Source organism: Rhodococcus sp. R1101 (assembly GCF_000278445.1).
Lineage (GTDB): Bacteria > Actinomycetota > Actinomycetes > Mycobacteriales > Mycobacteriaceae > Rhodococcus > Rhodococcus gordoniae.
The window spans coordinates 1-13407 of the sequence record NZ_AJVB01000062.1; the positions used below are offsets into that span (position 1 = coordinate 1).

General features: G+C 68.6%; 3 protein-coding genes. All 3 read right to left on the reverse strand.

The genetic code is table 11. The annotated features are described in order from the left end of the window. Nucleotides 1-3284: amino acid adenylation domain-containing protein (locus tag R1101_RS26040; protein WP_332306995.1), on the reverse strand; the 3284-nt coding region annotated here is incomplete at its 3' end. A gap of 193 nt (nucleotides 3285-3477) precedes the next feature. Next, the gene (locus R1101_RS0106985; RefSeq protein ID WP_016932741.1) at nucleotides 3478-9303 is read right to left on the reverse strand and encodes an amino acid adenylation domain-containing protein; all 5826 of its coding nucleotides are present in this window, start codon (nucleotides 9301-9303) and stop codon (nucleotides 3478-3480) included. 141 nt (nucleotides 9304-9444) lie between these two features. Continuing rightward, nucleotides 9445-13407, reverse strand: a 3963-nt coding sequence (locus R1101_RS26045) for a non-ribosomal peptide synthetase (protein WP_016932742.1), incomplete at its 5' end; no start/stop codon positions are given.

A 13407-nucleotide genomic window follows, 5' to 3' on the forward strand; every position in this document is an offset into this window, starting at 1 on the left:
TTGACCCCGACGGTGAGTGCATGACGCTCGTGCGGGGTCAGCAGGTCGATCTCCCCGACCGGGATGTCGGCGTCGCTCGCGAAAGCTCCGAGCACCGATACCAGGCGCTCCGCCAGGGTGCGAACGGTCGAGTCGTCGAAAAGATCGGTGGCGTAGGTGAACTGGGCTCCGATTCCGGCGGGGCGCCCGTCCACCTCCCGGGGGGTCACCGTGAGCTGGAGATCGAACTTGGCGATGCTTCCGCCGAGATCCACCGGTACGAGCTCGAGATCGCGCAGCGCGAGTTCGGGCTGCGCCATGTTCTGGAAGAACAGGGCGACCTGGAAGAGCGGGTGGTGCCCCGCGGAGCGGACCGGATCGAGGATCTCCACGAGCCGCTCGAACGGCAGATCGGCGTGCGCGAATGCGTCGATGTCGGTATCGCGGACCCGGTGCAGGAGCTCGGCGCAGGTCAAGTCGGGCGTGATGTCGGTGCGCAGCACAAGGGTGTTGACGAACATGCCGATGAGGTCGTCGAGGGCCTGTTCGCCACGCCCGGCGACGGGTGTGCCGATCGCGATGTCGCGTGCGCCCGAGATCCTCGACAACAACACCGCGAAGGCTGCGTGGACGACCATGAACGGCGAACATCCCGCTGCCCGGCCGAGTTCGGCGACGGCCGCGTGCAGTGCCGGATCGATCTCGAAATCGACGGTGGCGCCGCGGCCCGACGCCTCGACCGGCCGGGGCCGGTCCGTAGGGAGTTCGAGCCGGTCCGGTAGGTCGGCGAGAACGGACGTCCAGTACGCGATCTCCTTCGCCACCGGAGAATCGGGATCGTCCTCGGAGCCGAGCACCGCACGCTGCCACAGGGTGTAGTCGGCGTACTGCACGGCGAGCGGTTGCCACCCGGGGACCACTCCGGCGGTGCGGGCGAGGTAGGCGGTGACGAGGTCGCGTACGAACGGTTCGGTGGACGCCCCGTCTGCGGCGATGTGGTGGACGACGATGACCAGGACGTGCTCGTCGGGCGCGACCCGCAGGAGTTCGAGCCGCAGCGGCACCTCCGTCGTCACGTCGAAACCGGCCGACACGGTGCGCAGGACGCGGTTCTCCACTTCGGAGACCGGGACGTCCTCGACACGCACCGTCGGGGTGGCCGCCGACGGGGGAAGGATCACCTGACTGCCCACCCCGTCGCGATCGGGGTAGACGGTGCGGAGCGTTTCGTGCCGATCCACGAGGTCGGCGATCGCCGCGCGGAGTGCGTCGACGTCGAGCGCCCCGCGCAACCGGAGCGCGACGGGGATGTTGTTCGCTGCCGAGCCGGTGTCGAACCGGCTGAGGAACCACATCCGTTGCTGGGCGAGCGACAGCGGAATCGTCTCGGGCCGCGTACCGGCGGTGAGCGGGATACGGCCGCCGGTGCCGAGGGGTTCGATCAGCGCGGCGAGCGCAGCCACGGTCGAGCCCTCGAACAACAGTCGGGCCGGCACACGGGTGTCGAGGCGTTCACCGAGCCGGGCCGCCACCCGGGTCGCCACGAGCGAGTTGCCACCGAGATCGAAGAAGTCGTCGTCGAGACCCACCCGTTCCAGGCCGAGCAGCGTCGCGAACTCCTCGGCGACAGCGATCTCGGTATCCGTGACAGGCGGGCGGAACTCGACGGTCACCGGGTCGGGGTCCGGCAGCGCCGCGCGATCGACCTTGCCGGACGGCGTCAGCGGGATCTCGTCCAGTACGACGATCACCGACGGAACCATATGCGACGGAAGAACGTTCGATATCTCTTCGGTAATCACGCGGGTGTCGATCCCCACCCCCTCCGAGGAGTGCAGGTAGGACACCAACTGCGCCTGACCCGCCGGCGTCTCGCGACCGACCGTCATCGCGAAATCGACTCCGTCACAGGCGGCGAGCGCTGCGTCTATCTCTCCGAGTTCGACTCGGAAACCGCGGATCTTGACCTGGAAGTCGTTGCGTCCCAGATAGATCAATTCGTCGTTCGTGCCGCGGGAGGTACGGACGAGATCGCCGGTGCGGTAGAGCCGGGTACCGCCCGGTCCTGCGACGAATCGTTCTGCGGTCAGACCGGGGCGTCCCCGATAGCCTCTGGCCAGAGCCGTCCCGGACACGTACAGTTCACCGGCCACGCCGGGAGCGACCGGATTCAGGCGGGCATCGAGGACGGCCGCGCTCAGATTGCGCACCGGCGTACCGATCGTCACGGGCCGTCCCGGCTCGAGCGGCCCGCTGCAGTGCGTCATGATCGTCGACTCGGTCGGTCCGTAACCGTTGAAGAATCGGCGCCCGGGTGCCCAGCGCTCCACGACATCCGGCGGACATGCCTCACCAGCGGAGAGCACCATCTCCAGATCGGTCAGAGTGCTCGGATCGATCGAGGTCAGCACGGCCGGGGTGATCACGGCGTGCGTCACGCGCTCGCGGCGTAGCAGTTCGGCGAGCTCGTCCCCACCGAACACGGTGGGCGGGGCGACGACCATGGTCGCGCCGACGGAGATCGTCATCACCCATTCGAAGACCGACGCGTCGAAGCTCGGCGACGCCACGTGCAGTACGCGCGACTGCGGTGTCAGATCGAAGCGTGCCGCGACTTCCTGCGCGAGGTCGTCGAGGCCGGTGTGGGTGACGGGCACGCCCTTCGGCCGGCCCGTCGAACCCGAGGTGTAGATGACATAGGCCGGGTTCTCGGCCCGCAGTGGCAGCACCCGCTCGTCGAAGCTCACGGGAGCGGACGGCAGAGCCTCGGCATCGGTGATCGTCTGCGGATCGTCGAGCGCGATCCAGTCGACGGTCTCGGGCAGCGCGGCAACGGAGGCCGCTCGGGTCAGACCCAGGCGTGCACCGGAGTCGGCGATCATGAACTCGATGCGGTCTGCCGGATAGTTCGGGTCGACGGGAACGAATGCCGCGCCCGACTTGGCGACCGACCACACCGCGAGCACGGACTCGATCGAACGGGCGAGCGATACCGCGACCACGTCCTCGGGGCCGATCCCCCGGTTCATCAGGAGACGAGCCGTTCGCGACGACGCGGCGTCGAGTTCGGCGTAGGTCAGGGAACGGTCGCCGAAGACCACGGCCGTGGCCGCCGGGTCTCGTTCCACGGCAGCCGCGAGCAACTGCGGAAGGAGCACGGCACGCGGTCCGCGCCGCCGGGCAGGGCGCCGACGGGGCCGGCTGCCGCGGTCCGTCCGAGCCGGATCGGCGTTCCGGACGCCGTCGAGGTTCGTCCGCGCCTCGTCCCCCTGCTGCCCGCCGACCTCGCGCGAGAACTCACTCACCACTGGTACCGATTCCCTCGAACGTCCCGTTTCGGCCGCGACCACCCGTTGTTACCGGGTGGTCAGTTGCCCCATTAGAGCATCGCGGGGCAAGGCGTCATGTTACGGCGAGCCTCGGGCACGCCCGCATGGGGCGACCCTCGACGGTTCGCCCCATGCGGCAGAGATATCGAATTCTTGCCGGTCAGCGCCCCTAATCGAGCCGTCTGCCGAGGGCGGGACCGATCACGGCCCAGGCCTTCCGGGTGGCGAGGTCCCAGTGGGAGACGGGGACCTCGCGCGTGGTCACCAGTCCGTTCACGAACGGATACCACGTCTCCGCGGATGACGCGGAGCGATCGGCCTCGGCGACGAAGACCGTCAGGTCCCCGTCGTAGACCTCGGGTCGATGCGACGCGAGGAGAGTGTAGGAGTGACGCACACCCTCGACGATCCGTGCGATCCGCTCCGGGGTGAGTACGTCGAACGGGGCCGGTAGACCCTCGACGATCTTCTGCGCGTTCTCGGGGGTGAGCTCGGTGAAGGGCACCGAGGCCTCCGGGACGTCCCCGCCGAAACCGAGGACCTCGGCGACGGTGGGTGCGGTCGCCCGCTCCGGAGCCGCAGCGCCTCGTGCCTCCGGGTAGGCGTCGAGCAGCGCGAGGGTCGGAACCTCCTGCCCGGCGCGGCGCAGTCGTACCGCGACGGCCTGGGCGAGGATGCCTCCCATCGACCAGCCGACGAGATGGTAGGGGCCGTGCGGGTGGATCTCCCGGATACGCGCGGCGTACTCGTCCGCCCACGCATCGATGCTCGAGGGGAGAGCGCCACTCGCCCCGAGGGCGGGCGACTGCAGGCCGTAGACGGGACGGTCGCCCAGATACGGGACGAGACCGGCGAAACCCCATGCGAGTCCCGTCACGGGATGGATGCAGAACACCGGCGCACCCTCCCCACCGGTACGCAGGGGTAGAACGAGATCCAGGCCTGCGTCACCGAGTGCGTCTCGCGCCGAGTCGCCGTGCGCATCGATCCGGGCGGCGAGCTCCTCGACGCCCGGATGCAGGAAGAGCCACGGCAACTCGACGTGGGCGTCGAGGACGTCCCGCAGGCGTGCGGCGACCTTCACGGCGCTGAGCGAGTTGCCCCCGATTCCGAAGAAGTCGTCGTCGAGACCCACGCGGTCCCGGGTACCGAGCACTTCCGCGTAGATCGAGGCGACGACCGTCTCCGTGCTGCTGCGCGGGGCGCGATACGGCGCCGAGGCGACCTCCGCTTCCGGAAGGGCCTTGCGGTCGACCTTGCCGTTGACGTTGAGCGGCAGCACGTCGAGCGTGACGAAGCCCTGGGGGACCATGTAGGACGGCAGGGTCCGGGTCAGCGCGGCGCGGATCGACGCGATGTCCGGGGATTCGGCGACGGGAACCACGAATGCCACGATCCGATCGCCGTTCTGCACGGTGACGACGGCGTCACGAACCTGCGGAAGCGCACGCAACGCCGATTCGATCTCCCCCAGTTCGATGCGGAAACCACGCACCTTCACCTGGAAGTCGGCGCGATCGAGGTATTCGAGCGTGCCCGACAGCCCGTCCTCGTCGAACCGCCAGCGCACGACGTCGCCGGTGCGGTACAGACGCGTACCGGGTGCACCGAACGGGTTCGCCACGAACCGTTCGGAGGTGAGCTCGGGACGTCCGAGGTAACCGCGAGCGAGCTGGGCACCGGCGAGATACAGCTCTCCCGCGACACCCGGCGGCACCGGATGCAGGCGGTCGTCGAGGACGAACACCTGCGTGTTGGGGATCGGTCCCCCGATGGGCACGGATGTTTCCGCCGTCTCGGTGACACGGTGGGCCGTCACCGAGACCGCCGCCTCGGTCGGACCGTAGAGGTTGACGAGGTCCGTGTCGGAGTGCTCGAGGGTGCGTTCCGCGGTGTCGATCGGAAGTACCTCGCCGATCGCCAGGACGCGCCGCAGCGAACCCGGCAGTTGTCCTTCTGCGTCGTCGAGCAGCGCATCGAGCATCGAGGGGACGACGTGCAGGGTCGTCACGTTCTCGCGGCGGATCAACTCGTTGAGGTAGGCGGGGTCACGGTGTCCGTCGGGCGACGCGACGACGAGTTTCGCACCCGAGGTGGGCGCCGACCAGAACTCCCACACCGACAGGTCGAAGGTCGCGGCGGTCTTGAGGAGGACCGCGTCCCCCTCGCCGAGCCGGTACTCGTTCTTCTTCCAGACCAGCTGATTGACGATCGCCTCGTGCGAGACGACGACTCCCTTCGGACGGCCGGTCGAGCCCGACGTGTAGATCACATACGCCGCGTTCCCGGCGCGCAGGGGGGCGAGACGGTCGGAGTTCCGCAGGGCGCGACCGTCGTACGCGGCGAGATCGACCGTGTCGACCTCGATCGTCGGGCGGTCACCGGGGAGGTCGATCCGGTCGCGGCCGGTGGTGAGCACACACGCCGGGTCGGCCGACTCCACGATGTACTCGATACGCTCACGGGGATGGTCGGGGTCGAGCGGCAGGTACGCTCCGCCGGCCTCGACGACGGCATACATCGCGACGACGAGATCGATCGAACGCCGGATGGGGAGGGCGACGACCGTCTCGGGACCGACTCCGTGTTCGATCAGCATCCGTGCGAGACGGCGTACCCGCGTGGCGAATTCACCGTAGGTGAGTTCGCCCTTCGCATCGACGAGCGCGCAGGCCGACGGTGTTGCGCGGACCTGGTCGGCGAACAGGTCGGCGAGGGTCCGGCCGGGGCCCACCGCGACCTGCTCGGCCTCCCATGCTTCGAGCATGGCGGCGAGCTGGTCGGGATCGTGCAGGTCGATGTCGCCGACCACGACGTCCGCGTCGTCGGCGACGACCGACAGGATCCGCAGATAGCGGTCGACCATGCGGCGGACGGACGACTCGTCGAACAGGTCGGTGGCGTAACCGAATTCGATGTCGAACCCGCCGGGTCCGCCGTTCACGCCGCGGTCGACGATCGTGACGTGGAGGTCGAACCGGACCGACGAGGACGAGGCGTCGAGCGGTTCGACCCGCAGGCCCGGCAACTCGAGCGCGTCGAGGGTGAAATTGTGGTACGACAGGCCCACTTGGAAGAGGGGATGGCGCGCCGGCGACCGAACCGGGTCGAGCACCTCCACGAGCCGCTCGAACGGGACGTCGGCGTGGTCGAAGGCCGCGATGTCCACCCGGCGCGCCTGGTCGAGCAGTTCGGTGAAGGACGCGCCGAGGTCGACGTCGGTGCGCAGGGCGAGCATGTTGACGAACATGCCCACGAGGTCGTCGAGCTCGGGTGCCGATCGACCCGCGACGGGCGTCCCGATCACCACATCGTGGGTGTTCGACAGTCGCGCCAGCAGCGCCGCGAGCGCGGCGTGGACGACCATGAACGGCGTCGTCCCGGTGCGGCGTGCCAGCGCGGTGATCGACTCGTAGGTGTCGCCGTCGAGTTCGGTGCGCACGGTGCCGCCACCCGAGCCGAGGATGGCGGGGCGGACGTGGTCGGTGGCGAGGTCGAGGTGGTCGGGGATACCGGCGAGCGCTTCGGTCCAGTACGCCAGTTGCCGGCCGGCGACGGACCCGGGATCGTCGTCGCTGCCGAGGACCTCGCGCTGCCACAGCGTGTAGTCGGCGTACTGCACCGGCAGCGGCGTCCACGCCGGCGAACGGCCTTCGGCTCGGGCGGTGTACGCGGTCACGAGATCGCGCACGAGCGGCGCGAGCGACGTGCCGTCACCGGCGATGTGGTGCATCACGAGCATGAGCACGTGGTCGTCGGTTCCGGTCTCGAACAGGTGCGCGCGGACCGGCACCTCCGCGGTCACGTCGAAACCACGTCCGGCGACGGCCGCGAGCCGCTCGACCAGTGCCTCTGCCGGAATCTGCTCCACCGGCACGTCGACCGTGACCCTCCCGGGTTCGAGGATGCGCTGTTCCCCGGTACCGTCGACCTCCGGGTAGACCGTGCGCAGGGTCTCGTGGCGTTCGACGATGTCGGCGAACGCCGTACGCATCGCGTCGATGTCGAGGGTGCCCGCGAGCCGGACCGCCAGCGGAATGTTGTAGACGGCGGACTCGGGATCGAGGCGGTTGAGGAACCACATGCGCTGCTGGGCGTAGGACAGCGGCAGGCATGCGGGTCTGGGCCGTGCGACGAGCGGCACCGTTCCGCCGGACGAGGTGGCGTCGAGGCGGCACGCGAGTCCCGCGACGGTCGGTTCCTCGAACAGCGCCGCGGCACCGACCGTGACTCCGAGCCGTGTCCGGAGACGACCGGTGACGGAGGTCGCGAGCAGCGAGTTGCCGCCGAGATCGAAGAAGTTGTCGTCGAGCCCGACCCGGTCCACCCCGAGCACGTCGGCGAACACCTCGGCGATCGCCCGTTCCGATACCGTCGCGGGGGAACGGAACTCGGTGGCCGTGATCCCGGGTTCCGGCAGGGCGGCGCGGTCGACCTTGCCGGACGGGGTGAGGGGAATCCGGTCGAGGACGACGACGGCTGCGGGAACCATGTACGCCGGAAGCAGGTCTGCGACGTGGCGGGTGAGGACATCCGCATCGAGCGCCGCACCGGCCCCGTGCACGTACGCCACGAGGCGTGTCTCCCCGGCAGGTGTCGGACGGCCGAGGGTGACGGCGAAATCCACTCCGGGGAAGGACGACAGCGCCGCGTCGATCTCCCCGAGTTCGATGCGGAAACCGCGCACCTTCACCTGGAAGTCGTTGCGGCCCACGTAGACGATGCCCGCATCGGCGCTTTCGGGTCCGCGTACGACGTCGCCGGTGCGGTACATCCGGGCGCCTCCGGCGGCAGCGACGAATCGTGTCGCCGTCAATCCGGGACGTCCGTGATAGCCGCGGGCCACGCCCGGACCCGAGACGTACAGTTCCCCCACGACACCTGCGGGAACCGGATGCAGACGCGAGTCCAGCACGGACTCGGACACGTTGCGGATCGGGGGCCCGATCGTCACCCGGTCGCCGGGAGCGAGTTCGTCGGAGATGTTCGACATGATCGTCGTCTCGGTGGGGCCGTAGCCGTTGAAGAATCGGCGTCCGGGAGCCCATCGCGTCACCAGTTCGGGCGGGCATGCCTCACCACCTACGACGACCGTGTTCAGCACGCCGAGCCCCGACGGGTCCACCGAGGACAACGCGGCCGGAGTGACGAAGGCGTGGGTGACACCGTGTCGCAGAACGAATTCTGCGAATTCGCCACCACCGAAGACCGAGCGCGGCGTCACGACCATGGTCGACGACGCCCCGACCGCCAGGAGCAGTTCGAGTACGGAAGCGTCGAAACTCGGCGACGCGAAGTGCAGGGTGCGCGAATCGGCCGTCAGGCCGTAGCGTTCGACCTGCTCCGCACAGAAGTTCGCGAGACCGGTGTGGGTGACGACCACACCCTTGGGCCGTCCGGTCGAACCGGACGTGTAGATGACGTAGGCGGCGTTGTCCGGTCGCAGCGGACCGCGTCGCTCGTCGAAGCCCACCGGGGTCGAGGGCAGCGCCTCCGCTTCGGACGACACGTCCGGTGCATCGATCCGCAGCCACTCGACGGTCTCCGGCAACGAGGAAGCGGTGTCCGAAAGGGTCAGTCCGGTAACAGCGCCGGAGTCGATCACCATGTGCTCGACCCGATCGGGCGGGTATGTGGGGTCGACGGGAACGAAGGCCGCGCCCGTCTTGGCGACTGCCCACGTGGCGACCACCGATTCCGGCGACCGGACGAAAGCCAGCGCTACGACGTCCTCGGGGCCGATACCACGGCCGATCAGCAGTCGCGCCAGACGTGACGAGGCGGCGTCGAGTTCCGCGTAGGTCGTCGATCCCGATTCGGAGACCATCGCGATACCGGAAGGATCGCGCTCGACCGCCGCGGCCAGCAGATGCGGGAGAAGTGCGGTGGCGGGACGACGGCGTAGACGGTGCTTCCACCGGCGAGAACCGCGCTGTCGGTGAGCGTCTGCGGACACCGCCGGACTCGATTCCGGCCCGATTGCACTGGTGGTCATGCCCTCCCCGATCTCGCCGGGGGTACGCAGAACCAGACGTCGCGAGAGTTCGCGGCGCCCATCGATCGAGCATCCGTGTGGACTGGTCCCCGACTACCGGTCCACACCTGCCGATCGTGATCGAGTCTGGCACAGGCCGGGCTACGGCTCCACCCGAACGGACGAACCGACTCCGTCTCCCCGGTTGCCCGACTGGGCAATTCGGACATTCTCACCGGAGGTGAACTTCGCCAGAACGGGCCCGATCTCACGGCATCCTTCATCGGAGGTGATGCCCCAGTGATCGACGTCCACGACGTGCCGCACCACGCGACCGGTGACGAACGGATCCCACTCCCGCAGCGAAGGCTGTTCCCGGCGGGAGGATTTCCCGGCTTCGACGAACAACATGTTCCCGTCGAACAGGCCCGGTGTGTGACCTTCGAGCACCTCGAACGAGTGGGTTATGCCGCGCAGAATTCCGTCGAGGGGAAGCGACCCGGGCGCCGGCCCGTTGCCGTCGGCCGGGTTGTTTGTGAAACGAAACACACCCGCGGGCGGTGTGTCGCCATCCTGCCCGGTCCCGATCAGGCCTGCCATCGCGACCTCCGCCGGATCGACCCGATCGGTCAGGACGATCCGTACGTGCGCGTCGAGGAGGGTCAGCGACGAGACGATCGATCCCGAACGCTGCAACCGGACCGCCATCTCGTGGGCGATGACGCCACCCATCGACCAACCGACGAGGTGATACGGACCGGCGGGCCGGACTTCACGAACGGCTTCGACGTAGACGGCCGCCCATTCCTCGATGGACCCGGGTAGCGGCGCGTCACCCGACAGTGCCGGCGACTGCAGTCCGTAGACCGGGCGTCCGCCCTCCACATACTCGGCCAGCCCGGCGAAACTCCACGCCAGGCCGACGACGGGATGCACGAAGAACACCGGTGGACCATCGGCATCCGGTGTGCGCAGCGGTAGCACGATGTCGAAAGCTGCGCTGCGTCCGTCCTCGCCGGCCGGGTCGGTGCGATCGATCCGTTCCGCGAGATCGGCGACCACAGGACTGTCGAAGATCCACTCGACCGGCACGGTGTGCCCCACCGCAGCCGCCAACTCGCCGTTGACGGCGATCGCGAGCAACGACGTACCGCCGAGTGCGAAGAAGTCGTCGTCCCGTCCCACTCGCTCGATCCGGAGCGTGCGAGCGAATGCCGACGCGACAGCTGCTTCGGTGTCCGTCCGTGGCGGACGGTACCGAGAGGATTCGGCCCGCAGAACGGGAAGAGCGTTGCGGTCGAGTTTTCCGGTGGTCCCCCGGGGCAGTCGGTCGAGCAGTCCGATCGCTGCCGGAATCATGTATCCCGGCAGCCGCTCGGTGAGAGCGGGTCGTAGCGCTTCCACGTCGAGGTCGGTGTCGTCGTCCGCCACGACGAAGGCCACCAGCCGGTCTCCCCGGTCCGCATCCTTCTGCACCGCCGCGGCGGCGGTGATCACCCCCGGGCACGAACGCAGCGCATCCTCGATCTCGGCGAGTTCGACCCGGAAACCGCGGATCTTCACCTGCTGGTCCCGACGTCCCACATACTCGAGTTCGGTGCCCGTCGATGTCTCCACCCACCGCACGAGATCGCCAGTGCGGTACAACCTTCCGTCGCCGAACGGGTCCGCGACGAACCGAGCGGCGGTCTCCGCCGTACGGCCGAGGTATCCGCGCGCGAGCTGTACCCCACCCAGATACAGCTCGCCCACGACCCCCACCGGAACCGGGTTCAGGCGCCCGTCGAGCACGCGCACGGTCGTGTTCCATGCGGGCACACCGATCGGAACGACATGCCGGTCGTCCTCCCGCACCTCGTGGGCAGTGACCGAGACGGTCGCTTCGGTGGGACCGTAGAGATTCGTCAGCACTGCATCCGAGCACTTCCGGAATCCCTCGGCCGAGGCGGGCGACAGCGCTTCCCCGATGGACAGCACCCGGCGCAACGAGGCGGGGTATCCGCCGGTCGCTGCCGCGGTGAGCATATCGAGCATGGTCGGTACGGAGTGGAAGGTGGTGACCTCCTCCCGATCCATCAAGGCCAGCATCGCCGCAGGGTCGAGATACCGTCCGGGCGGCGGAACGACCAGGCATCCACCGGAAGTGAGCGCACCCCAGAACTCCCACACCGACAGATCGAAGGTCGGCGGTGTGTGCAGCACTGCCACTTCACGGTCGTCCGCTCCGAACCGGGAACGGATCCATTCCAGCTGGTTCACCACCGCCCGGTGCGGGACGACCACTCCCTTCGGTGTTCCCGTGGAGCCCGAGGTGAACAGCACGTAGGCCGCATTGTCGGGTGACAGCGGCGAAATCCGGTCCGCATCGGTGAACTCGTCCGCCGGCAACTCTTCCCACGCCGGGTCGTCGATGTCGAACAGAACCGCGTCACGGGTATCGACCGTGCGGGTTGCGCCGGTGGTCGTCGACGAACGGAGAACGAGCGCGGGACGGGCGGTGTCCACGATCTGTTCGATCCGGCCGGGCGGCAGAGAAGGATCGAGGGGAACGTAGGCGCCGCCGGCCGTCGAGACGGCGAACATCGCGACGACGAGCTCGAGAGAGTTCGGCATCAGAAGTCCCACCCGGGTCTCGGGTCCGACACCGGCTGCGACGAGTGCGCGCGCCGTACGGTTCACCCGCGCAGCGAATTCCCGGTACGACGCTCGTCCGCCGGGATGGACCACCGCGGTGGCCTCCCGGACACGGGATACGTTTCTGCGGAAGAGCTCCGGTAGCGTCTGCGCGTCGGCCGGGTGTCGCCTGCCGCCCGAGATGTGCAGGAGGCGGGTGCGTTGCGCGGGGTCGAGCATCTGTGCGTCGCCCACCGGCCGCGTCGGGTCGGTCACGAGGTCGCGAACCAGGCGCACGAACATGCCCGCGAGTGCCTGCGCGGTGGACTCGTCGAAGAGATCTGTCGCGTAGGTGAGCACACCGGCCAACCCGTCCACCGCGCCCTCGCCGTCGTAGCGTTCGGCGAGGATCAGGTGCAGATCGAATTGGGAGACGTTCCTCTCCGCTGCGAGACTTTCGGCCTCGAGGCCCGGTAGGTCGAGATACGCGCGCGACAGGTTCTGGAAGGACAATCCGACCTGGAACAACGGATGGTGCGCGAGAGACCGCACCGGATCGAGCACCTCGACGAGACGCTCGAACGGCACATCGGCGTGCGCGAACGCGGCGAGGTCCGCCTTCCGGACCCGGGAGAGCAGCGTGGAGAACGACTCCACGAGATCTACCTCGGCCCGGAAGACGATGGTGTTGACGAACATTCCGACGAGGTCGTCCAGTGCCGGGTCGTTCCGTCCCGCGACGGGAGTACCGACCACGATGTCGCGCATGCCGGACAGCCGGGAGAGCAGCACCGCGAACGCCGCGTGAACCACCATGAACGGCGTGGCGCCGTGATCCTGCGCAAGTGCCCGGAGCGCCGCGTGGACCTCCGTACCGATCGAGACATCCACGCTTGCACCACGATACGACTGCGCCTTCGGCCGCGGGCGATCGGCGGGAAGGTCGATCCGGTCGGGGATCCCGTCGAGGGCGCGACGCCAGAAATCCACCTGTCGGGAGGACATCGAGCCGGGGTCGGACTCGTCGCCGAGGATCTCGCGCTGCCACAGCGTGTAATCCGCGTACTGCACGGACAATTCGGGGAGCCGCGGTTCCGAACCGGAGAGTCGGGCCACGTAGCAAGCCGCAAGATCCCGGGTCAGCGGTCCCATCGAGTAGCCGTCGGCGGAGATGTGGTGCACCGCGACGACGAGCACGTGCTCCTCCGGCGCCGTCCGGAGGAGCTCGACGAGGAACGGGACCTCACGTGTGACATCGAACCGAGTGGAGACGACCCGTTCGATCCTGCCGGCCAGCGCATCCGGCGAGATGTCGACCGGGACGAGCACGGACCGCACCGTGTCCACCCCGAGAATGTGCTGTACCGGACGGCCGTCGACTTCCGGGTAGACCGTCCGCAACGACTCGTGCCTGGCCACGACGTCATCGATCGCACGGCCGAGCGCGTCTGCGTCGAGCGCTCCGGTGAACCGGACGACGACCGGAATATTATAGGCCGCAGACGAATCGAC

Coding starts and splice junctions, on each gene's coding strand:
- R1101_RS0106985 (WP_016932741.1), bottom strand. CDS start 9,303: ATGACCACCAGTGCAATCGGGCCGGAATCGAGTCCGGCGGTGTCCGCA.